Here is a 21300-nt window from a genome sequence, read left to right as displayed (position 1 = left end):
GTCAGGCCGCCCGCCTGGCCGCGTATTCCGGGATGTCGGCCATGGGGGGCCGTTCCTCGGTGTCCACGTCCGTGGTGCGGGGCACGAAACCCGCCTCACCGCGGTCGAACTGGGTGAGCCGGGGCCGCACCAAGTGGCCGCGGGCCAGCCGGAGTTGGGCGGTGCGGTAGATCGCGGCGGCCATCCGGCCGAGGGCCTGGCCGTCCTGATGGCGGTGCTTGCGTACGCCGACGTCCACCTGGGCGAGGGCGTCCAGGCCGACGGTGTGCAGCGCGTCGACGAGCAGGCCCAGCTCGACGCCGTAGCCGACCGGGAAGGGCAGCCGCTCCAGCAGGGCGCGGCGGGCCGCGTACTCGCCGCCCAGCGGCTGCACGAAACCGGCCAGCTGCGGCCAGTGGAGGTTGAGCAGCGGACGGGCGACGAGTTCGGTGACCCGGCCGCCCTGGCCCGGCCCCGCGCCCTCGCCCCCGGTCTCCAGCGGGCGGTCGTACATCGCCTTGACGAACTGCAGGTCCGGATCGGTCAGCAGCGGGCCGACGATCCCGGAGACGAAGGTCGCGGAGAACTCACGCAGATCGGCGTCGACGAAGCAGATGATGTCGCCGGTGGTCGCGAGGAGCGAGCGCCACAGCACCTCGCCCTTGCCGGGGACGGCGGGGATCCGCGGCAGGACCGCGTCACGGTGGACGACCTTGGCGCCGGCCGCCGCCGCGACCTCGGCCGTCCGGTCGGTGGAACCGGAATCCAGCACCACCAGCTCGTCGACCAGCGGGACGGCGTCGGTCATCAGCTCGGCACGGATCGTCGTCACGATCGTGCCGACCGTGGCCTCCTCGTCCAGCGCGGGCAGCACGACACTGACCGTCCGGCCCGTCTGGCGCTTGGCCGCCAGCAGCTGCTCCAATGGGCGATCGGCAGCCGACCAGGAGCGGCTGCGCAGCCAGCGCTCCACCTCATCCAGCACGTCTACGACTCCTCGGTGGCCGCCGGTGCGGCGGTCGCTATGTGATCCATTGTGTGATCCGTCTCGCGGTTCGGACGACTATCTCAACTGTCAGTGCCTTCGGTTACAGTCTTGAACAACGCGGATGACCCTCGCATGTCGGGGTCGCCACGCGACAAACGCCTGGGTTTCGGCCCAGCGCCATACCGCTCATCCAGAGGGGCAGAGGGATACGGCCCGTTGAAGCCCCGGCAACCCTCCAGTCGGTCTCCGCGTGCAGCGCGCGAGGCTCCCGGCTAGGGAAGGTGCCAAATCCGTCTCGTGGCGAGATGCGCCGCGAGGAAGATGAGGAGAAAGGGCCTCGCCTCCATGGCTGTGCAAGTCACCGAAACCTCCGAAACCGCCGCAAACGCGACCCCCGTCGCTCTGGGCCCCGCCGTCGCGCTGTCCTGCCGGGAGTGCGGTGAGCGCTTCGACCTCGGCCCGATCTTCGCCTGTGCCAGCTGTTTCGGGCCGCTCGAAGTCGCCTACGACCTGCCGAGCGGCGACCCCGAGGCCCTGAAGAAGCAGATCGAGGCCGGCCCGGCCAACATCTGGCGCTACGCCCCGCTGCTCCCGGTCCCCGCCGACGTGGCCGAGAAGCCGAACCTCAACCCCGGCTTCACCAAGCTCGTCAAGGCCGACCGGCTCGCCGCCGAGCTCGGCGTCACCGGCGGCCTGTACGTCAAGGACGACTCCGGCAACCCGACCCACTCCTTCAAGGACCGGGTCGTCGCGATCGCCGTCGAGGCCGCCCGCGCCTTCGGCTTCACCACCCTGTCCTGTTCCTCGACCGGCAACCTCGCCGGTGCGGTCGGCGCCGCGGCACGCCGCGCGGGCTTCAAGTCCTGCGTCTTCATCCCGCACGACCTGGAGGCCGGCAAGGTCGTCATGGCCGCGGTCTACGGCGGTGACCTGGTCGGCATCGAGGGCAACTACGACGACGTCAACCGCTTCTGCTCGGAGCTCATCGGCGACCCGCTCGGCGAGGGCTGGGGCTTCGTCAACGTCAACCTGCGGCCGTACTACGGCGAGGGTTCCAAGACGCTGGCGTACGAGATCTGCGAGCAGCTCGGCTGGCGGCTGCCGGACCAGATCGTCATCCCGATCGCGTCCGGCTCCCAGCTGACGAAGATCGACAAGGGTCTCAAGGAGCTGATCGCCCTCGGGCTGGTCGAGGACAAGCCGTACAAGATCTTCGGCGCCCAGGCGGAGGGCTGCTCCCCGGTGTCGACGGCCTTCAAGGCCGGGCACGACGTCGTGCGCCCGCAGAAGCCGAACACCATCGCCAAGTCGCTGGCGATCGGCAACCCGGCGGACGGCCCGTACGTGCTGGACATCGCGCGCCGTACGGGCGGTGCGGTGGAGGACGTCAACGACGAGCAGGTCGTGGACGCGATCAAGCTGCTGGCCCGTACGGAGGGCATCTTCGCGGAGACCGCGGGCGGCGTGACCGTCGGCGTGACCAAGAAGCTCATCGAGGAGGGTCTGCTCGATCCGGCGCTGACCACCGTTGTCCTCAATACGGGTGACGGCCTGAAGACACTGGACGCGGTCGCGCCGACCACCGGGCCCTCGGCCACGATCCGTCCGAACCTGGATGCGTTCCGCGCGGCCGGCCTGGCCGGCTGAGCCGGCGCCGCTCTTCGCACCCGTACTCCGTAATCCCTGTCCGGAAGGCAGAACCATGAGCGTCAAGGTCCGCATCCCCACCATCCTCCGCACGTACACCGGCGGCGAGGCCGAGGTCACCGCCGAGGGTGCGACCCTCTCCGAGGTGATCGCCGACCTGGAGAAGAACCACCAGGGCATCGCGGCCCGTGTGCTCGACGACGCCGGCAAGCTGCGGCGCTTCGTGAACGTCTACGTCAACGATGACGACGTCCGCTTCGAGCAGGGCCTTGAGACGCCGACGCCGGAGGGCGCGGGCGTCTCGATCATTCCCGCCGTCGCCGGAGGCTGCTGACCTTCTGTCCGGTTTCTTGAGTCGCGCGTTCCTCCTGGCGCGCGATGTCGTCCGGACGTCGTTGATCGAACAGGCGTGGATTTGCGCCATCTCTTCCCCCGCTTGACCGGAATTGCCCCGTCCATCGAAATCGGACGGGGCAATTCCGTTTCGTGAAAGGGGATAGCATTGTGGCGATCTCCTCGCTGTATATGTCCCGGGGTATGCCGAGCGCATAAGAAACCGCGCCGAGTTGTGCTCAAAGTGTGTGCGGCATTTGTCGGTTAGGCACGTCTATGCCCGGCCCGGCTTGCCCGGGAGAATCGCGATTTCGCCGCATATAGCCGATTCTCCGGCGCCAGAATTCTCGTCCGATTGACCTGTTGCGCTGGGCATCGGTCCAGATACATTCAGCGGCGGTCGACGCGTTCCGGCGCACACCCCACGGGCCTTTCGCGGGGTGAGGTCTGACCCGGGTCCGCGGAGTGCGGTCCTGCGCAAGGGCCAGTAATAGGGGAGTTAGGCATGGCTCAGGGCACCGTCAAGTGGTTCAACGCGGAGAAGGGGTACGGCTTCATCGCGGTCGACGGTGGTGCGGATGTATTCGTCCACTACAGCGCGATCCAGATGGACGGCTACCGCACCCTTGAGGAGGGCCAGCGGGTCGAGTTCGAGATCTCGCAGGGCCAGAAGGGGCCGCAGGCGGACATGGTCCGGGTGGCCGGCTGAGGCGCCGACCGACTGCTGCGTTGTGAAGGCCCGTACCCCTGAAGGGGTACGGGCCTTCTGACGTGCGGGGCGACCTCGGCGGTGCCGGCCGGCGACATCGCCCACGCCCTCCGGTGGCGCTCCCTCCAGCGGCTTGCGCCCGCCCGCCACCCCTCGACGACGCCCTCCGGCGGCTTGCACTCGCATGCCCCGAGTGCTAATCATTGCGTTAGCACTCTCCGAGTGAGAGTGACAATGAAGGACCGGGTCGGTGAGGCCCGCAGGCCGGGTGGGGCAAGGAACCACAGCAGGTCTGCAGGTCGTCCGTCGCGGGCGCCAGCGCGGTCCGGAGCAATCCACCCCAGTCCGGGAGGACCACTTCACATGGCCAAGATCATCGCGTTCGACGAGGAGGCACGGCGCGGTCTCGAGCGCGGGATGAACCAGCTCGCCGACGCCGTCAAGGTCACCCTCGGCCCCAAGGGCCGCAACGTCGTCCTCGAGAAGAAGTGGGGCGCCCCCACGATCACCAACGATGGTGTTTCCATCGCCAAGGAGATCGAGCTCGAGGACCCGTACGAGAAGATCGGCGCCGAGCTGGTCAAGGAGGTCGCGAAGAAGACGGACGACGTCGCCGGTGACGGCACGACGACCGCGACCGTCCTGGCCCAGGCTCTGGTCCGCGAGGGCCTGCGCAACGTCGCCGCCGGCGCCAACCCGATGGCCCTGAAGCGCGGTATCGAGAAGGCCGTCGAGGCCGTCTCCGCCGCCCTGCTGGAGCAGGCGAAGGACGTGGAGACCAAGGAGCAGATCGCTTCGACCGCCTCCATCTCCGCCGCCGACACCCAGATCGGCGAGCTGATCGCCGAGGCCATGGACAAGGTCGGCAAGGAAGGCGTCATCACCGTCGAGGAGTCCCAGACCTTCGGTCTGGAGCTGGAGCTCACCGAGGGTATGCGCTTCGACAAGGGCTACATCTCGGCGTACTTCGCCACCGACATGGAGCGTATGGAGGCGTCGCTCGACGACCCGTACATCCTCATCGTCAACTCCAAGATCGGCAACGTGAAGGACCTGCTGCCGCTCCTGGAGAAGGTCATGCAGTCCGGCAAGCCGCTGCTGATCATCGCCGAGGACGTCGAGGGCGAGGCCCTGTCGACCCTGGTCGTCAACAAGATCCGTGGCACCTTCAAGTCCGTCGCCGTCAAGGCCCCGGGCTTCGGTGACCGCCGCAAGGCCATGCTCGGCGACATCGCCATCCTCACCGGTGGCACCGTCATCTCCGAGGAGGTCGGCCTCAAGCTCGAGAACGCCGGTCTCGACCTGCTCGGCCGCGCCCGCAAGGTCGTCATCACCAAGGACGAGACCACCATCGTCGACGGTGCCGGTGACAGCGAGCAGGTCCAGGGCCGGGTCAACCAGATCCGCGCCGAGATCGAGAACAGCGACTCGGACTACGACCGCGAGAAGCTCCAGGAGCGTCTGGCGAAGCTGGCCGGCGGCGTGGCCGTCATCAAGGCCGGTGCCGCCACCGAGGTCGAGCTCAAGGAGCGCAAGCACCGCATCGAGGACGCCGTTCGCAACGCGAAGGCGGCCGTCGAGGAGGGCATCGTCGCCGGCGGTGGCGTGGCCCTGCTGCAGGCCTCCTCGGTCTTCGAGAAGATCGAGCTCGAGGGTGACGAGGCCACCGGTGCCGCGGCTGTGAAGCTGGCCCTGGAGGCCCCGCTGAAGCAGATCTCGGTCAACGCCGGCCTCGAAGGCGGCGTCGTGGTGGAGAAGGTGCGCAACCTGGCCGTCGGCCACGGTCTGAACGCCGCCACCGGCGAGTACGTCGACATGGTCGCCGAGGGCATCATCGACCCGGCCAAGGTCACCCGCTCCGCGCTGCAGAACGCCGCCTCCATCGCGGCGCTCTTCCTCACCACCGAGGCCGTCATCGCCGATAAGCCGGAGAAGGCCGCCGCGGCCGCTCCGGGCGGCATGCCGGGCGGTGACATGGACTTCTGATCCTTCGGATCAGAGCGCTGATCCTCCCGGATCACACGTCCTGAACGTCGGGGCGGCACCCTCCTCCCAGGGGGTGCCGCCCCGGCGGCGTTTGTGCCCCGGCCCGCCGCCGTGCCCTGAGCCTCTCGGGGCGCGGACGGCATGACGGTTACGCTGTGCACTGGGTCAACTATGGACAGTCACGGTCAAGGGTCTCGGGGTGGCCGCGCCCCCTGTGATCGCAAACGAAGGAGTGTTCGTGCGAGCCAGGGTGCGTAGAGGTCTGATCAGGTCCGATACAGGCGGCGACTGATCATGTCCGGGCAGGAGCGGAACGCGGACCGGCAGGGGGGACGGGCGCGAGGCGGTGACCGGGCGGTGCGGCCGCGGCGGGCGGGGAAAGCGGCGCCGCGGCACGCGGGCCGGCCCGGCGATCCGGGCCGCCGGGATGCCTGGGCGGCCCGGCTGCTCGCCGTGGCCGCCGTGCTCTACAACGGCTGGCTGCTGGAGTTCGTCCTGCCGACCGGCCTCGACCCCCGGCACTCGTACGTCAGCGAGCTGTACGCCGCCGACCAGCCACTGCGCGGTCTCTTCGGCGGCATCGAATGCGTCTGCGCCGCCCTCGTCGTCCTGGGGGCGCTGCTGGCGTACGGTCCGGCGGCGGGCCGCTGGTCCCGTGCCGGGTGGGCGGCGCTGGCCGGTCTCGGGCTGTCGTCGCTGGCCGACGTGGCGCTGCCGATGCGCTGCGCGCCCTCACTGGAGCCCGGGTGCGAGGCCGTGCACCCCTGGCACACGGCCACCAGCGCCCTGGCCCACTTCTTCCTCTTCGCGTCGATGGCGCTGCTCAGCCGCGCCGCCGTGGCCGAGCGCCCGCACCGGCAGCTGATCCGCCGGTGGGGGCCGCGGGTGCTGGCGCTGGCCCTGCCGGCCGCCGTGTGCACCGTGGGTCCGCTGTTCGGCCGGCCCGGCTGGCACGGCGTCCTGCAGCGCATCCATCTCGTGCTGGTGGGCGTGTGGTTCGCGCTGCTGGCCGCCGAATCGCTCCGGTCGGCCGCGGCGGCCCGGGCGTCCGCGGTACGCCCTGCGGAGATCCCGGCGCCTGCGCCTACTCCCTGAGCGGTCGTCACACGACGCAGGGGAGTCCGCTGGGCGGCTGGCACGCGGCGGCGGGGGTGGCAGCGTACGGTCGTGCGTACGGCACTGGGGGCGGGCCGGTTGTCACGCGGCGGCGGGGGTGTCACAGGTTGGTGGTTGCGCGGCGGTGGGGGTCTCACAGGTTGGTGGTTGCGCGGCGGCGGGGTGCCCTCGGCTGACCGTCATACGGTGTCGGGGCGCCACGGGCCGGTCGTCACGCGGTGTCGGAGGTCACCGTCCAGCTGTCGCGCGGCGGCAGGGCGCACACACTCCCTGCGCGCCACCTTCACTGCTCCACTACAACCCTCTTTCTCTCTCGCGGGTCTCCTCAACGCTCAACGCGCCACCCCAACTGCCCCCGCACACCTGGGAGATCGAGCTCCGTATGGCCCACCACCTGCGTACGACCCTGGCTGCCGCGGCCGCGACCGCGCTCGCCGCCGGACTGCTGACCGCCGCCTCCGGCACCGCCTCGGCGGCGGGCCGCGCCGACGCCCCCGCCGCCGCTGCCAACGGCCGGCAGGGCGACTTCAACGGTGACGGCTACCGCGACCTGGCCGTTGCCGCGCCCGCCGCGACCGTCGACGGCAAGCTGCGCGCCGGCGCCGTCACCGTCTTCTACGGCTCCGCGCACGGCATCGACGCCGCCCGGTACACCACCCTCACCCAGAACTCCCCGGGCGTTCCGGGCGCGGCCGAGGCCGGCGACCTGTTCGGGGCGGCGCTGGCCGCCGGCGACTTCGACTCCGACGGCTTCGCGGACCTGGCCGTCGCGGCGCCCTCCGAGGACGTCTCGGGTGATGCCGACGGCGGGACCGTTCAGATCCTGTGGGGCGCGTCCGGCGGCCTCTCCGGGAGGGGCAGCGCCACCCTCGCCGATCCGGCCCCCGCGGAGCACGACCGCCTCGGTGCGGCGCTGGCCGCCGGCGACTTCGACCGGGACGGCAGGGCCGACCTGGCCGTCGGCACCTCGTCGTCGAAGCTCCACGTCTTCAAGGGCGGCTTCAGCCGGGCCGGCATACCCGGTGCCCACACATCTCTCTCCCTGCCGATCCTCGGCGAGGGCACCAACGGCATCCTCAACCTGACGGCCGGCGAGGTCACCGATCAGGGCTACACCGACCTGGTGGTGAGCGGGTACGACAACCGGAGCCCCTACGCCAACGTCAACTACTACCTGCCGGGCACCCCGTCCGGGCTGTCCGGGGCCGCTGCCAAGCGGCTGCCGGCCGGCATCATCACGGCCATCGGCGACGTCGACGGCGATGGCTTCGGCGACCTGGTCACCGGGGTGACGTTCGAGGACATCCCCGGCGGTGTCACGGGCGGCAAGGTCAACGTCATCCACGGCTCGGCCGGCGGCCCGCGCGTCGACCGGGTCGACACCCTCACCCAGGAATCGGGTGCGATCCCCGGCAGCTCGGAGAAGGGCGACGGCTTCGGCTACGAGGTCAGCCTGGGCGACATCGACGGCGACGGCCGGCAGGACCTGGCCGTCTCCGCCGCGAAGGAGGCCATCGACGGGGTGAGCAGGACCGGCGCGGTCACCGTCCTGTACGGCTCCCCCTGGGGCCTCGACACCGGCCACCGCGTCCAGTACTTCCACCAGAACTCCCCGGGCGTCCCCGGCGCCAACGAGAAGGACGACCTCTTCGGCGGCGAGGTCTTCCTCTCCGACCTCAATGGCGACAAGAGGGCCGATCTGACGGTGGGCGTCACCTACGAGAACGGCGGCGACGGCGCGGTCATCACCCTTCCCTCCGACGACAGCCGCCTCACCACCACCGGCTCCCGCTTCCTTTCCCCGTCGGCGGCAGGCGTCTCGACGGCGGGTGCGCCGCAGTTCGGCAGCGTGATGGCGGGCTGAGCGACCCGGCCGGCCGGGCGGCGGGCAGCGGGTGGCGGACGGCGCCGGTCGTCAACCGCAGGGGGTGCTCTCACTCCTTAGTGGGTGGCGGATGTCCGGGGGCCCCGGTATTTGACCGAACCGATCGATGGCTGCGCGCCGGACGCGTACGCTGCTCCGACGATGACCGAGTTTGTCGAAGAAGTCCGTTCCCGTGTGGTGCGCCTGCTCCGAATGGCCAACACCACGGACGACCGACTGCGCAAGCAGATCATCGCCTACGCCGACGCGACCCCCGAGCCGCCGCTGATGGGGGCGGACGGGATCGGCACGACGGGCTGCCCCCGCTGCCGCCGCACGATGTGGCAGCAGCGGGACGCCGAAGGACCCGTCTGGGTCTGCGCGTTCTGCGGCCATGTCGAGGTGGTGGCCACCCGCACGCACGAGGGCTCCGGGGCGTAAGGAGGCTGTCCCCTCCTTACGTTCCGGCGGTTGCCCGGGTGGTGGCGGGCGGCGCGGCGGGGGCCGCAGTCGCCGTTTCCACTGCTTCTGTTGCCTCCGCTGCTTCCGCTGCTTCCGCTGCTTGCGCCGGTGCCGGTGCTTCCGGCGTTTCCGTTGTGTGGGGTGGGGCGTTGAGGTCGGTGCGCATCTGCTTGCTGAAGCCGAAGAGGTACGTCGCCAGGAAGCCGGTCAGATAGCCGACGGCCAGCCCCGTCGCGTAGACCGCGAGCGTGGTGACGATGCCGTGGTTGCCCTGGACCAGGGGGAACAGCGCCCAGCCGGAAGGGCCGATGGCGGTGGCGCCGACGGTGTCGCCGATTTGGTGGAACAGGCCGATGAACCCGCCGCCGAACGCGCCGCCGAGGCAGGCGGTGACGAAGGGCCGCCCGAGGGGCAGTGACACGCCGTAGATCAGCGGCTCGCCGACGCCCAGGAAGCCCGCGGGCAGGGCCGACTTGATGGTCGTACGGACCGAGCGGTTGCGGGGCAGGCGGACGAAGACGGCGAGGGCGGCGCCGACCTGGCCCGCGCCGGCCATGGCGAGGATCGGCAGCAGGACGGTGTAGCCCTGCTGCTGGATGAGGGTGGTGTGCAGCGGGATGAGGGCCTGATGGAGGCCCAGCATGACGAGGGGGAGGAAGAGCCCGCCCAGCAGGAAGCCGGCCGCCGCGCCGCCGTGCGCGAGCAGCCAGGTGGCGAAGGAGCCGATGGCGGTGGCGGCCGCACCGGCGACGTACATCAGGCCGAAGAGCGTGACCAGGCCGGTGACCAGGACCGTCAGGGTGGGGGTGAGGAGGACGTCGAGCGCCTCGGGGATTCTTTTGCGGCAATGCTTCTCCACCTGCACGGCGAGCAGCGCGGCGGCCAGTGCGCCCAGGACGCCGCCCTGGCCCGGGGAGAGGTGCCGGCCGAAGGCGGTGATGTGGGCGACGCCGGGGAAGACGATGACCGCGGCGACCGCACCGCCGAGCACCGGTGTCCCGCCGAACTCCTTGGCGGTGTGGTAGCCCACGAACACCGCGATCAGCGACATGAAGCCGGCGGCGATGGCGGTCAGGGCGGGGACGACGGACGGCAGCCAGCCGAGGTTGATGAGCAGTCCGTTGATCCCGGCGACGATGCCGCAGCCGATCAGCGCGGGGATCAGCGGGACGAAGATGTTCGCCACCCGGCGCAGGAACAGCTTGACCGGGGTGGCGTTCCGGGCCTTCCGGCGCGCCTTGAGCGCGGCCCCCTGCGCGGCGAGGTGCTCGGCGGTGGTGGGCGGTGCTGTGCCGGCGGGCGGTGCGGTGGCGGGCGGTGCGGCGGTGGTGGCGGGTTGTGCGGTGCTGGTGGGCCGTGCGTCTGCCGGGGCCGGGGCCGGGGTCTGGGGGGTCGGGGGCGGGGCGGTGGCTGTCGCGGTCTCGGTTCCCCCGGCGTCGGTTTCCGGTTCCTCCGCGTCGCGGGCCTGGGCCAGCAGGGTTTCGAAGGCAGGGGTGACCCGGGCGACCGCGCCGGGTCCCAGCACGATCTGGTACGTGGACCCGTCCTCGACCACTCCCATGACAGCGGGCAGCGCCTTGAGGTCCTCTCCTTGGACCAGGGAGGGGTCCCGGATGCCGAGGCGGAGCCGGGTCATGCAGTGGGCGACGGAGGTGACGTTGGGGGCGCCGCCGACAAGCGGGAGGAGCGCGGCGGCGGTGGCGCGGTGGGTGTCTTCGGACATGTGCGGTGCCTTGCTGTGCGGACGAACCGGAGGTGGGGTCGGCGCGGGCGGGGCGAAGGGACGGACGGGTGACCGGAGTGACGAGGGCGTCTGCTGCCCGGGCGGCGTGAGCCGCCGCCGCAGGGCGGACGGCCGGTGCGCCGGGCGGTGCTCAGCGGGCTCGGGCGGCTTCCAGGGCCGCGCGCAGATGGCCGTCGGAGGCGGCGAGGAGGCGGGCGGCGGTCGGGCCGTCGACGCCGGCGAGCAGGGTGAGGATGGCGTTCTTCACCTCGCCGTCCGTTATGGCCAGCGCGGTCTCGATCTCGGCGTCGGTGGCGCCGGTGGCGAGCGCGACGATCCGCCGCGAGCGGGCCCGCAGCTTGTCGTTGGAGGCGCGGACGTCGACCATCAGGTTCCCGTAGGTCTTGCCCAGCCGGATCATGGTGATGGTCGAGAGCATGTTGAGCACCAGCTTCTGCGCGGTGCCCGCCTTGAGCCGGGTGGAGCCGGTCAGCAGCTCGGGGCCGACGACGATCTCGATGCCGTGCTCGGCGGCCGCGGCCAGCGCCGAACCGGCGTTGCAGGACAGGCCGATGGTCAGGGCGCCGCGGGCCCGGGCGTGCTCGACCGCGCCGATCGCGTAGGGCGTGCGGCCGGAGGCCGAGACGCCGACCACGGTGTCCCGCTCGGTCAGCCCGATCGCGGTCAGGTCCTCGGCGGCGAACTCCTTGCTGTCCTCGGCACCTTCGACGGCCGTGACCAGTGCGGACGGGCCGCCGGCGATCAGGCCGAGGACCTCGGAGGGGTCGGTGTTGAAGGTTGGCGGGCATTCGCTGGCGTCCAGCACCCCGAGCCGGCCGGCGGTGCCGGCGCCGGCGTAGACCAGCCGGCCGCCACGGGCCATCCGGGCGGCGGCGGCGTCGATGGCGGCGGCGATCTCGGGGAGCCGGCGGGCGACCGCGGCGGGGACGGTGGCGTCCTCGTCGTTCATCGTGCGGGCGATGTCGAGGGTGGAGCGGCGGTCGATCTCGGCGAGGTCGGGACGGAACGCCTCGGTGGTGAGGCGGTCCAACTCGGCGCGCAGATCGGCGTAGTGGGGGTGGTCGGCGGTGGAGGTCATGGCTCGGCGGCTCTTTCCGGGTCGGGCGCATGCCGCCCCCGTGCGGCGGGCGGCGGTCAGGGCTGGTGGCGGTGGGCCAGCGCCTCGTAGGAGGCGGAGAGGGCGGGGGCGGCGGTCTCGTACGTCCGCTGCGCGACGCCTATGAACAGGCAGTCCACGACCAGCAGTTGACTCGTCCGGGAGGACATCGCGGCCGGGCGCAGCTCGCTCTCGCGCGCGGTGGAGGTGGTCAGGATGTGGTCGGCGTACGCGGCGATCTCGCCGTCCGGGCGGCCGGTGATGGCGATGGTCGTCGCGCCGTGGTCGAAGGCCACCCGCAGGGGCTCTATGACGTCGGTGGTCCGGCCGGAGTGGGTGATCGCCAGGGCGACGTCACCGGTCCGCATCTGCACGGCGTTCGTCACCGCGAGGTGGGGATCGGCGTGCGCATGCGCGATCAGGCCGATGCGCAGCAGCTTCTGGGCGAGGTCCTGGCCGACGAGGTTGGACGCGCCGATGCCGTACACATCGATCCGGCGGGCGGAGGCGAGCGCGGCGACCGCCGCTTCGAGCTGGGTGACGTCCAGCGCGGCCGCGGTGTCGGCCAAGCACTGCTGCTCTTCCTGCGCCAGCTTGGCGACGACATCGACCAGGGAGTCGTCGACCGCTATGTCGGCGGTCACCGCGGGCGCGCCGCCGGCCGCCTGCTGCGCGGCGAGCGCGGCGAGCGCCAGTCGGAGGTCGCGGTAGCCCGGATAGCCGAGCAGCCTCGACGTGCGTACGACGGTGGCTTCGCTGGTGCCGGTGCGCTCCGCGAGGCCGGTGACGGTCAGTGCGGCGCAGCCGGCCGGGTCGCTCGCGACGGTCTCGGCGACCCGCTGCATGGAGCGGGTCATCGTCGGCGCGAGGGTGCGGACCTTGGCGGCCAGCGCCGCGGGGGCGGGTGGGGCCGGGGCCGGTCGGGTCTCGACGGCCACGTCCTTGAAAGTTTCCTTCAGGCTGCTGCTCACACTTGAAAAATAATTTCAGCACCGGCACCGCGTCAATACCCTCCGTGAGGGCTGTGGACAACGGCCGGCCTCCGCCGCCGGGCCTGTGGACAACGCCGAGCGGCGTCCGGCGCACGGGAGACAATGGGGGACATGGAGCTGGAACAGGCATTGCACGCCGCGCGGGCGCTGGTGCTCGCCGACCTGATGGCGGACGAGGTGGCCGACGCCGACATCGTCTCGCTCGTGGAGGATGCGGTGGTCCACCGCCGGTGGTGGGTGGAGCAATGGCCTGAAGGCGCGGCGTTCGTCGCGGGACTGATCGCGCAGGACGTCCAGGACGCCCTCCTGGAGCGGTACGGCCGCTGGCCGCTGTGCCCGGTGTGTATGGAATCGGGCGACCCCCATGCCCTGGATGTGGAGCCGGAGTTGGGGCCCGACCCGCACTGGGTCTGTCCCAAGACGGCGGTCGCGGTCGCCCCCGTCGGCCGGCTCCGCGCCCCGGTGGAAGGCTGAGGTGGCCGTTGGCGATCTACATAGACCCGCCGATATGGCCGGGGCACGGCCGGATGTGGTCGCACCTGGTCAGCGATGTGTCCTTCGCCGAGCTGCACGCCTTCGCCGCCCGCATCGGCGTGCCCCGGGGCGCCTTCGAGCGTGACCACTACGACCTGCCGGCCGAGCGGTACGGCGATGCGGTACGCGCCGGGGCCGTGGAGGTCGGCAGCAAGGAACTGCTCCGCCGGCTGACGGCCGCCGGCCTGCGCCGGCCCAAGCACCGGCCGGCGCGCATGCCGTAGGAACGCGAGAGTCATACGGACGCCAGCCGTACGGGCGCGAGCCGTACGGGCCCCCGCTGTACGGAAGCGGCCCGGCGCGCCTGTCGGTGCGCCGGGCCGCCGGCCCGCTGTCGCAGATGTCCGGAGTTGCCTCGCGGTCTGTCTCCGGAGCTGCCTCGCCGTCCCTAGAGCTGCTTCGCCGTCTCCGGCACGGCCGTCGTGGCGGGAGTCGTGCCCGCCGTCCCCGTCGACGTGTCCGTCCCCGACGACGCGACCAGCCGTGAGCGGTTCGTCGTGCGGTGCAGCCGGAAGGCGACGGCGGTGGTGAGGACGGCTGCCGCGGCCAGCGCCGCACCCGTCCAGGCCACGGACGGGTAGCCCCAGCCCGCGCCGATGGCCAGGCCGCCGAGCCAGGGGCCGACGGTGTTGCCGAGGTTGAAGGCGGCGGTAGTGGTCGCACCGGCCAGCGTGGGCGCGGCGTTCGCCACGTCGAACATCCGGGCGTTCAGGGCCGGGGCCGTGGCGAACGAGGTCATCCCCAGCATCAGCGACAGCGCGATCGCGGCCACCGGGCTGTGGGCGGTCAGCGCCAGGACGGCCAGCACCACCGTGGACGCGGAGATGCCGCCGAAGAGCGTCCCGAAGAGGTGCGCATCGGCGACCCGGCCGCCGATGAACGTGCCGATCAGCGCGCCGACACCGAACAGCGCCAGCACCGTCGGCACCCAGCTCTCGGCGAGCCCGGCGGTGTCGGTCAGCAGCGGCGAGAGGTAGGAGAACAGCGCGAAGACCGCGGCGCCGTTCATGGCGGTCGCGGTCAGCGCCAGCCACACCTGCTTGTCCTTGTAGATGGTCAGCTCGCGGCGCAGCTGCGGGCGGTCCGCGCCCGTCGGCACGCTCGTCCGCGGCACCAGCGCGACGACGCCCAGCAGCCCCACCGCGGCGAGCCCGGCCACGGCCCAGAAGGCCGCACGCCACCCGGCGTGCTGACCGAGGAGCGCGCCGGCCGGGACGCCCGCGATGTTGGCGATGCTCAGCCCGCCGACCATCACGGCCATCGCCCGGGCCCGCGCGGTCACCGGCACCAGCGAGACCGCCACCGCCGCACCGACCGCCCAGAAGCCCGCGCAGGCGAGCGCGCTGACCACCCGGGAGACGAACAGCACGCCGTACGTCGGGGCCAGCGCGCCCGCCACCTGGCCCAGACCGAAGACGGCGAGCAGCGCGATCAGCGTCGTACGGCGCGGCAGGCGGAGGGTGGCCGCGGCGAGCACCGGCGCGCCCACCACCATGCCGATCGCGAAGGCGGAAACCAGGAGCCCGGCCTGCGGAATGGAGACCCTCAGATCACGGGCCAGGGGCTGGAGGATCCCGGACAGCATGAACTCGGACGTGCCGAGGGCGAAGACGGAGAGGCCGAGGACGTATACGGCGATGGGCAGTCGGGCACGGTCGGACGGTGCGGGAGCTGGCATGTCAGCTACTAACACCGATAGGACGCCTTACATTCCCGCCGCCGGTGATCGATGGCCCGGCAGCCCGTCGACGCCGTCCTTCCGGTCAGCCGCCGCCGGACAGCAGGTCCAGCTCCGTCGCCAGGTTGCGGCGGGCCAGGTGTTCCCACCGGTCGTAGCCCTGCGGGGTCCTGAACAGGCGTGGCAGCGCCAGGAGTTGGCGCAGTACGGCGGAGCGGCCGGCCGCGAAGTCCGTGTCGGGCACGAAGGCGTACTCGTCGCGGACCGAGGCGGCGTAGGCGGCGTACGCGTCGGGCGAACCGGCGAGCACCGCGAGATCGGCGTCACACAGCACCTCGCCGTCCGGGTCGTCGGGCGCCGGGTCGTGGGTGACGGTGAGCCGCACCAGCCGGGCCACCTCGGCCGTACGGGCCGCGCCGACGCCCAGTTCGGGCAGTGCGCGCTCGGCCAGGGCCGCGCTGCGCTCCTCGTTCTCCGAGCGGTCCGGCCGGTAGACCGCGTCGTGGAACCACGCCGCCAACTGGACGACGGGCAGGTCATCGGCGTGCTCGGCGAGTTCGTCGATCCGGTCGAGGACCGCGGCCAGGTGCGCGACGGTGTGGTACCGCCGCTGCGGCTCGCTCCAACGGGAGAGCAGGTTGTCCGCGTAGGGGGTGGGGTCGGGCGCCGGGGCGCCTCCGGGCGCGGCGGACCTCCTGGTGCCGCGGGCCGCGGCGACCGTGGCGGCCCAGCGCGTGCGCAGCTCCGGTACCGGGTCGAAGGTGCTGCCTGCCGTACGGGACACGGACGTCATGCGAATCATTGTGCCTTGCGCCTGGCGACCCCGTAGGCTGGGAATATTGGACTAGACCTGTTGAGTGGTGTGCGGACGCAGGGCTTCCGCGCCACTTGTCGCCGAAGGATTGGGGTCATATGAGCAAGCGCGCACTCCTTGAGGTGATCGCGCTCGGCCCGCAGGACGCGGTCGCCGCCCAGGAAGGCGGTGCCGACCGCCTGGAACTGGTCACCGACATGGCGGCCGACGGGCTCACGCCCGCGACGGCCACCTTCGCGGCGATCCGGGCGGCGGTGGATCTGCCGCTGCGGGTGATGCTGCGGTTGGCCGACGGCTTCGCGGCCGGCGATCTCCCGGCGCTCTGCGGCCGGGCGGTGGCCCTGCGGGAGGCGGGGGCCGAGGAGTTCGTCCTCGGCTTCCTGACGCCGGACGGGCGGCCGGACCTCGCTGCGGTGACGGCGCTGGCCGACGTGATCGACGGCTGCCCCTGGACCTTCCACCGGGCCATCGACCGGGCCGCCGACCGGGACGCGCTGCGCAAGGAGCTGGCCGGCACGGCGAGCGCCGGGCCCGACACGTATCTGACCGCCGGCGATCCCCGGGGCGTGGCGGCCGGGCGGGCGGTCCTGGTGGCCGAACAGGCCCGTACGGCCGCGGGTGAGCCCGGGTACGCGCCGCGCATCCTGGTGGGCGGCGGCCTCGGCCTCGACCACGTCCCGGCGCTGCGCGCGGCCGGCCTCGACGCCTTCCACATCGGCGGCGCCGCCCGCCCCGACGGCTGGTCCGCACCGGTGGACGCGGCCGCGGTACGCCGGTGGCGCGAGGTGCTGGACCAGGAGGAGGCACTGGACCGGGAGGCGGAGCAGCCGGCTCCGCTGGGGTGAGCGGCGGGGCCGGGGTGAGCGGACGCGCGACCTACGGACGTATCCCTCGCGGACGTGACTCTCGCGGAGGTGCCTCTTACGGAGCCGCCTCTCGCGTAGGTGCCTCTTACGGAGCTGCCTCTTACGGAGCCGCCTCTCGCGTAGGTGCCTCTTACGGAGCTGCCTCTTACGGAGCTGCCTCTCGCGGCGTTGCTCCTCAGGGGCGTGCCGCCGGAGCCCCGGCCCTCGATACGGGAGCGGCGGCGGGGGACGCAGCAGGCACGACCGCCCCAGTTGCTCCAGCCGTCCCGCCCACCCCGGCGGCCCCGTCCGCCCCAGCCTGCCGCCGGCGGGTCGTGACCGCCGCCAGGACGACCGCCACCAGGCTCAGTGCGGTCGAGGTGAGCGGGAACCACCGGTCGCCGAGCATGGTGAGGGCGAGACTGCCGACGCCGCCCGCGGCCGCCATGCCCAGATAGAGCGCACTGCTGTTGAGGGAGATCAGCAGTGGCGCGTTGGGCGGGTCCAGAGAGGCGAGACGGTGCGGCAGCGCCACCGAGACCGCCCATCCGGCGAGCGGCGAGAGTGCCGCGTACGCCAGCGCGCCGGGCATCGTCGCCGAGGCCCAGGGCAGCGCGAGGAAGGCGAGGGCGGCCAGCGAGCCGCCGGTGAGCAGGACGGTCCGGACGCCCAGCCGGTCGACCGCCCGGCCGCCCAGCCAGTTGCCGGCGATCGAGGCGAGGCCGGACACCAGCATGATCAGGCTGAGTCGGCCCGCATCGCCTCCGGTGGCGGGGCGTACGACCGTGCCGAGGTAGATGTAAACCGTGTTGAGGGCCAGGAAGAACACCAGCGTGGTGGCCGCGGCGGCCAGCACGTTCCCGTTGCGCAGCGGTGCGAGGCGGGCGCGCAGGCCGGGCGCGGTGGCCGGCGCCGGCAGGTCGCGCAGCAGCAGGGCGAGGCCCAGGAACGCCGCGGCGCCCAGTGCGACCACCAGCCACATGGTCAGCCGCCAGTCCGTCCGCCCTATGTAGGTGCCGAGGGGCACGCCGAGCGCGGTGGCCACCGTCATGCCGCCGAGCACGGTCGCCAGCGCCCGGCCGCGCCGTTCGGTGGGTACGAGCGTGGTGGCCACGGCGTTGGCGGTCGGGGTGTACAGGGCAGCACCGGCCGCGGCCAGCACCCGAGTGGCCAGCAGGAGGGGGTAGTTGGGCGCCAGGGCGCTCAGCGCGTTGGCGGCCGTGAAGACGGTGAGTGCGGTCAGCAGGACACGGCGGCGCGGCCACCGGGCGGCGGCGGTGGCGAGCACGGGGGCGAGCACGGCGTAGGAGAGCGCGAAAACGGTGACCATCTGGCCGGCGGCCGGCACGGAAACGCCCAGGTCATGGGCGATCAGTCCGAGGATGCCGGCCATCACCATGGAATCGGTGCCCATGGCGAAGGTGCCGAGGGCGAGCAGGAGCAAGCGGAGACGCACGGGTGTCCTTCCCGGTACGAACGGGGACGTGGTGATGCGCAAGGTGATGCGCAACTACGCAGCAGCCGCACGCGAGGGACGTGGCGACGCGGGCGCGGCGTATGTTTGATGTGCGTCAAACAATATTGATTGTTGGATGGATGTCAAACAGGTTGGGCGGGGAAATCGGGGAAATACAGTGGGACGTGAACGAGCGACGGAAGGAGGCCGGACGGCCGTGGTGAGTGGCGTCGGTACGGACGGCGGTGACGGCGCGCTGCTGGCGCAGCCGGAGACCGAGGACATCCAGCTGGTGAAGGTGCTGCACGCGCTCGGCGACCCGGCCCGGCTGCATCTGCTGCGGATCTACGCGAGCGGGCAGCAGTACGACTGCTCGTCGGAACGGCTGGGCCTCGGCCATCTGCACAAGTCGACCGTCTCGCACCACATGCGGACCATGCGCGAGGCCGGGCTCACCTCCACCCGGGTCGTCGGCCGCAACCGCTATGTGCAACTACGCCGCGCCGACCTCGACGCGCGATTCCCCGGCCTCCTGGACGCACTGCTCCACTCCGTCGAGGGGGAGGACCTGTTGGGGTCGGGCGGTGACGGGGCCTGAACCGGAGGCCCGGGGCGGTGGTGCTGCGGCGGCCGACCCGCGGACTGCGCCGGAGGCCGGCCCGGGGCCCGTTGGCGCTGCGGCGGCCGACCCGTGGAACGCCGCTGGGCCGGCCGTCCGGGGGGCGGCTCTAGGCGGGCCCGTCCGCCAGTTGCTCCGGCAGGGGCGCCGCGTGGACCACCGTCAGGCCGGAGACCGGGCGGGTCAGGCAGACGTACAGGCGGCGCAGGCCGGTCCGCTCGTCCGGTTCGCCGTCGACGATCGCGGCCGGCTCGTCCAGCACCACGTAGTCGTACTCCAGGCCCTTGGCGAGCGTGGCCGGCACCAGCGTCAGCCGGGACCCGGCCGAGGTCTCCTCGCCCGGGGCCAGCACGGTCACCCCGGCCGCCTCCAGCGCCGCGCGCAGCTCCGGAATGCGCGCCTCCGCCGCGATCAGGCCGATCGAGCCCTCCTTCGTCAGCGCATCGTCGCAGGCCGCGAGGGTCGCCGCGGTCAGCTCCGCGGCCCCGACCCGACGGATCGCGAAATCGCCCGCCGCTTCACGGATCGAGGTGGCCTCCGTCAGATCCGGCGCGATGGCCGGCAGCAGCCGGGACGCGTACGCGATCACCTCGCGCGGCACCCGGAAACCCTGTGTGAGTTCCTCGACCGCCGCCCCCGGCTTGCCCAGATGGGCCAGCGCCTCCTCCCAGGTGTCGGTCGCCCACGGCGTCGTCCCCTGGGCGATGTCGCCCAGGATCGTCACCGAACCCGTCGTGCAGCGCCGGCCGACCGCCCGGTACTGCATCGGCGAGAGGTCCTGCGCCTCGTCCAGCACCACATGGCCGAGCGAGGGGGTGCGCTCCACCAGGTCCGTCACCTCGTCGATCAACACCGCATCCGCCGCGGACCACTTGGCGCTCTTCACGCTGCGCGCCGGTTTGGCCCACAGGATCGTCTTCTGCTCCTCGGGGGAGAGGATCCCCTCGGCCTGCTCGGCGAGGAACTCGGCATCGCCCAGCAGCCGCAGCACCAACTTCGCCGGATCGACCGGCGGCCAGACCTCCTTGACCACGGCCTTCACGGCGGCGTTCCGGGCCACCGCGTTCTGCACCCGGTCGTCCGGCGCCTCCCCGGCCTGCTCCATCCGCACCAGGACGGCATGCGCGATCCGCTGCGGAAGCGCCTCCCGGGCCGCGCCGTAACGGATGTCGCGCGCCATCAACTCCTGCACGATCTCCTGCAGTTCGTACGCCGGTACGCGCCAGTGGCGGGAGCCGCGGACCACCACGCAGGGCTCCTGCGGCAGCGTGATGTGCGAGCGGACGGCCCGCCGCAGGACCTCCGCCATCCGGGCGTCCCCCTTGACCGTCGCCGCGGCCGCCTCGTCCGTACCGCGCACCTCGACATGTCCCACCAGGTCGTCGACCGTGGCCTGCTTGACCTCCAGCTCGCCCAGCGCCGGCAGCACCTGCTCGATGTACTGCAGGAAGGAACGGTTCGGGCCGATGACGAGGGTGCCCGCCCGCGCCAGCCGCTCGCGGTGCGCGTACAGCAGGTATGCCACACGGTGCAGACCGACCGCCGTCTTTCCGGTGCCCGGCGCCCCCTGCACACACACCGAACCGGTGATGCCGGCGCGCACGATCTCGTCCTGCTCGGGCTGGATCGTCGCGACGATGTCCCGCATCGGGCCGACACGCGGCCGCTCGATCTCCGACTGCAGGAGCCGGCTGGTCCGCTCCAGTTCTGCGGGGTCGGTGAGGTGCTCGTCCTCGTAGGCGGTCAACTCGCCGCCGGTGTAACCGAAGCGGCGGCGCAGCCTGAGGTCCATCGGGTCCTTCTTGGAGGCCCGGTAGAACGGCTGGGAGACGGGCGCGCGCCAGTCGATGACCATCGGATCGCCGTCGGCGTCGTGGACGTGCCGCCGGCCGATGTAGAAGTTCTCCCCGTCCGCCCCCTCGGCGAGGTCGAGACCCGGGGCGTGGAGATAGTCGAGGCGGCCGAAGAACAACGGGGTGTGGGAGAGGTCGGCGAGTGCCTTGATCCGGGCTTCGATCTCGCCCTGGAGCACCTCGGCGTTGACCCAGTTCGCGGTGACGTCCGCGATGTTCAGCGACTCGGCGTCGGCGCGCATGGCACGGAGCGCGGCGCGGGAAGCGGCGAGATGGGCGCGTTCGCGCTGGAGCGGCTCGTCGTCGGACAGGTCGTGGGCGTGCGAGGGCACGGCGTTGCCTCCGGTGGCGGTACTGCGGCGGGCGCGCCATGGTGCGCGGGCGCGGCGGGCCGGTGTCGGTGCGTAGCGCAGGTCATGCGATGCGCGGGTCAGCGGCGTGAAGCGAAGGCCGGCCGGTTTCCGACCGGTCGGCGGCACTCCTCGGCGGGAGGCAGGCAGACGCGCGATTGTAGTCAGGGGTGGATGGGGGCGCCAACGAATTATTGGCGGGCCGGGGCGGGAGCCGAAGGGAGAGGCCGGGGGG

Annotated in this window: 19 protein-coding genes and 1 riboswitch; of the genes, 11 read left to right on the top strand and 8 right to left on the bottom strand. The window is 72.1% G+C overall.

Annotated elements, in window-relative coordinates; genetic code table 11:
- Position 1 precedes the first annotated feature (1 nt).
- Entirely contained in the window at positions 2–964 is a 963-nt protein-coding gene (locus IG62_RS0130550) for a glucosyl-3-phosphoglycerate synthase (RefSeq protein WP_030810528.1), read from the bottom strand.
- 186 nt (positions 965–1150) lie between these two features.
- Positions 1151–1295: riboswitch (SAM riboswitch) on the top strand.
- A gap of 17 nt (positions 1296–1312) precedes the next feature.
- Between IG62_RS0130550 and thrC the strand changes: the two genes are divergently transcribed.
- The 7 genes from thrC to IG62_RS0130515 all read left to right on the top strand — a co-directional run bounded on the left by thrC (position 1313) and on the right by IG62_RS0130515 (position 9063).
- The gene (gene thrC, locus IG62_RS0130545; protein ID WP_030810525.1) at positions 1313–2614 is read left to right on the top strand and encodes a threonine synthase; all 1302 of its coding nucleotides are present in this window, start codon (positions 1313–1315) and stop codon (positions 2612–2614) included.
- 55 nt (positions 2615–2669) lie between these two features.
- Entirely contained in the window at positions 2670–2948 is a 279-nt protein-coding gene (locus IG62_RS0130540; protein WP_030414914.1) for a MoaD/ThiS family protein, read from the top strand.
- A 504-nt stretch (positions 2949–3452) separates the two neighbouring features.
- The gene (locus tag IG62_RS0130535; protein WP_003986833.1) at positions 3453–3656 is read left to right on the top strand and encodes a cold-shock protein; all 204 of its coding nucleotides are present in this window, start codon (positions 3453–3455) and stop codon (positions 3654–3656) included.
- Between the two features lie 363 nt (positions 3657–4019).
- Positions 4020–5642, top strand: coding sequence for a chaperonin GroEL (groL, locus tag IG62_RS0130530; protein WP_030810521.1), 1623 nt, complete (start codon positions 4020–4022; stop codon positions 5640–5642).
- Between the two features lie 294 nt (positions 5643–5936).
- A complete protein-coding gene (locus tag IG62_RS0130525) occupies positions 5937–6737 on the top strand; it encodes a DUF998 domain-containing protein (RefSeq protein ID WP_078872336.1) in 801 nt (266 codons plus the stop codon).
- Between the two features lie 403 nt (positions 6738–7140).
- Positions 7141–8622, top strand: coding sequence for an FG-GAP-like repeat-containing protein (locus IG62_RS0130520; RefSeq protein WP_030810515.1), 1482 nt, complete (start codon positions 7141–7143; stop codon positions 8620–8622).
- A 162-nt stretch (positions 8623–8784) separates the two neighbouring features.
- Positions 8785–9063, top strand: coding sequence for a hypothetical protein (locus IG62_RS0130515; protein WP_051798812.1), 279 nt, complete (start codon positions 8785–8787; stop codon positions 9061–9063).
- A gap of 16 nt (positions 9064–9079) precedes the next feature.
- Here IG62_RS0130515 and IG62_RS0130510 read toward each other — a convergent pair whose 3' ends face one another.
- The 3 genes from IG62_RS0130510 to IG62_RS0130500 form a co-directional block, all read right to left on the bottom strand.
- Positions 9080–10807 carry a PTS transporter subunit EIIC gene (locus IG62_RS0130510; protein WP_051798810.1) on the bottom strand — a complete coding sequence of 576 codons (1728 nt, stop codon included), beginning with the start codon at positions 10805–10807 and terminating at the stop codon, positions 9080–9082.
- A gap of 151 nt (positions 10808–10958) precedes the next feature.
- The gene (murQ, locus tag IG62_RS0130505; protein WP_030810497.1) at positions 10959–11906 is read right to left on the bottom strand and encodes an N-acetylmuramic acid 6-phosphate etherase; all 948 of its coding nucleotides are present in this window, start codon (positions 11904–11906) and stop codon (positions 10959–10961) included.
- Between the two features lie 56 nt (positions 11907–11962).
- On the bottom strand, positions 11963–12895 hold the full coding sequence (locus tag IG62_RS0130500; RefSeq protein ID WP_030810494.1) for a MurR/RpiR family transcriptional regulator: 933 nt from the start codon (positions 12893–12895) through the stop codon (positions 11963–11965).
- A 132-nt stretch (positions 12896–13027) separates the two neighbouring features.
- On the opposite strand from IG62_RS0130500, the gene IG62_RS0130495 reads away from it, so the two are divergent.
- Both IG62_RS0130495 and IG62_RS0130490 read left to right on the top strand, forming a co-directional pair.
- Positions 13028–13390 carry a hypothetical protein gene (locus IG62_RS0130495; RefSeq protein WP_030810491.1) on the top strand — a complete coding sequence of 121 codons (363 nt, stop codon included), beginning with the start codon at positions 13028–13030 and terminating at the stop codon, positions 13388–13390.
- A gap of 8 nt (positions 13391–13398) precedes the next feature.
- The gene (locus IG62_RS0130490) at positions 13399–13674 is read left to right on the top strand and encodes a DUF4031 domain-containing protein (protein WP_030810488.1); all 276 of its coding nucleotides are present in this window, start codon (positions 13399–13401) and stop codon (positions 13672–13674) included.
- A 164-nt stretch (positions 13675–13838) separates the two neighbouring features.
- Here the strand turns inward: IG62_RS0130490 and IG62_RS0130485 are convergent, their stop codons facing one another.
- Together IG62_RS0130485 and IG62_RS0130480 are read right to left on the bottom strand one after the other, a co-directional pair.
- Entirely contained in the window at positions 13839–15128 is a 1290-nt protein-coding gene (locus IG62_RS0130485; protein WP_030810484.1) for a Cmx/CmrA family chloramphenicol efflux MFS transporter, read from the bottom strand.
- An 85-nt stretch (positions 15129–15213) separates the two neighbouring features.
- Positions 15214–15921, bottom strand: a complete 708-nt coding sequence (locus IG62_RS0130480) for a hypothetical protein (RefSeq protein ID WP_037839683.1) — start codon at positions 15919–15921, stop codon at positions 15214–15216.
- 119 nt (positions 15922–16040) lie between these two features.
- Here IG62_RS0130480 and IG62_RS0130475 point away from each other — a divergent pair, with 119 nt between their 5' ends.
- The gene (locus tag IG62_RS0130475) at positions 16041–16787 is read left to right on the top strand and encodes a copper homeostasis protein CutC (protein WP_051798808.1); all 747 of its coding nucleotides are present in this window, start codon (positions 16041–16043) and stop codon (positions 16785–16787) included.
- 196 nt (positions 16788–16983) lie between these two features.
- Here the strand turns inward: IG62_RS0130475 and IG62_RS0130470 are convergent, their stop codons facing one another.
- On the bottom strand, positions 16984–18243 hold the full coding sequence (locus tag IG62_RS0130470) for an MFS transporter (RefSeq protein WP_078872335.1): 1260 nt from the start codon (positions 18241–18243) through the stop codon (positions 16984–16986).
- Positions 18244–18460: 217 nt separating this feature from the next.
- On the opposite strand from IG62_RS0130470, the gene IG62_RS0130465 reads away from it, so the two are divergent.
- Positions 18461–18841, top strand: a complete 381-nt coding sequence (locus tag IG62_RS0130465; protein WP_234326810.1) for an ArsR/SmtB family transcription factor — start codon at positions 18461–18463, stop codon at positions 18839–18841.
- A 130-nt stretch (positions 18842–18971) separates the two neighbouring features.
- Here IG62_RS0130465 and IG62_RS0130460 read toward each other — a convergent pair whose 3' ends face one another.
- Positions 18972–21047 (bottom strand): HelD family protein, encoded by a 2076-nt coding sequence (locus IG62_RS0130460; protein ID WP_030810468.1) that lies wholly within the window; start codon positions 21045–21047, stop codon positions 18972–18974.
- Positions 21048–21300 lie beyond the last annotated feature (253 nt).

It is taken from the genome of Streptomyces sp. NRRL S-337, assembly GCF_000720175.1.
Taxonomy (GTDB): Bacteria; Actinomycetota; Actinomycetes; order Streptomycetales; family Streptomycetaceae; genus Streptomyces; species Streptomyces siderophoricus.
This window is presented reverse-complemented; position numbering and strand designations above follow the sequence as displayed.

Excerpts from the sequence above, each read along its gene's own strand:
- thrC (WP_030810525.1), top strand. The coding sequence starts at position 1,313 with ATGGCTGTGCAAGTCACCGAAACCTCCGAAACCGCCGCAAACGCGACC.
- IG62_RS0130540 (WP_030414914.1), top strand. The coding sequence starts at position 2,670 with ATGAGCGTCAAGGTCCGCATCCCCACCATCCTCCGCACGTACACCGGC.
- IG62_RS0130535 (WP_003986833.1), top strand. The coding sequence starts at position 3,453 with ATGGCTCAGGGCACCGTCAAGTGGTTCAACGCGGAGAAGGGGTACGGC.
- groL (WP_030810521.1), top strand. The coding sequence starts at position 4,020 with ATGGCCAAGATCATCGCGTTCGACGAGGAGGCACGGCGCGGTCTCGAG.
- IG62_RS0130525 (WP_078872336.1), top strand. The coding sequence starts at position 5,937 with ATGTCCGGGCAGGAGCGGAACGCGGACCGGCAGGGGGGACGGGCGCGA.
- IG62_RS0130520 (WP_030810515.1), top strand. The coding sequence starts at position 7,141 with ATGGCCCACCACCTGCGTACGACCCTGGCTGCCGCGGCCGCGACCGCG.
- IG62_RS0130515 (WP_051798812.1), top strand. The coding sequence starts at position 8,785 with ATGACCGAGTTTGTCGAAGAAGTCCGTTCCCGTGTGGTGCGCCTGCTC.
- IG62_RS0130510 (WP_051798810.1), bottom strand. The coding sequence starts at position 10,807 with ATGTCCGAAGACACCCACCGCGCCACCGCCGCCGCGCTCCTCCCGCTT.
- murQ (WP_030810497.1), bottom strand. The coding sequence starts at position 11,906 with ATGACCTCCACCGCCGACCACCCCCACTACGCCGATCTGCGCGCCGAG.
- IG62_RS0130495 (WP_030810491.1), top strand. The coding sequence starts at position 13,028 with ATGGAGCTGGAACAGGCATTGCACGCCGCGCGGGCGCTGGTGCTCGCC.
- IG62_RS0130485 (WP_030810484.1), bottom strand. The coding sequence starts at position 15,128 with ATGCCAGCTCCCGCACCGTCCGACCGTGCCCGACTGCCCATCGCCGTA.
- IG62_RS0130480 (WP_037839683.1), bottom strand. The coding sequence starts at position 15,921 with ATGACGTCCGTGTCCCGTACGGCAGGCAGCACCTTCGACCCGGTACCG.
- IG62_RS0130475 (WP_051798808.1), top strand. The coding sequence starts at position 16,041 with ATGAGCAAGCGCGCACTCCTTGAGGTGATCGCGCTCGGCCCGCAGGAC.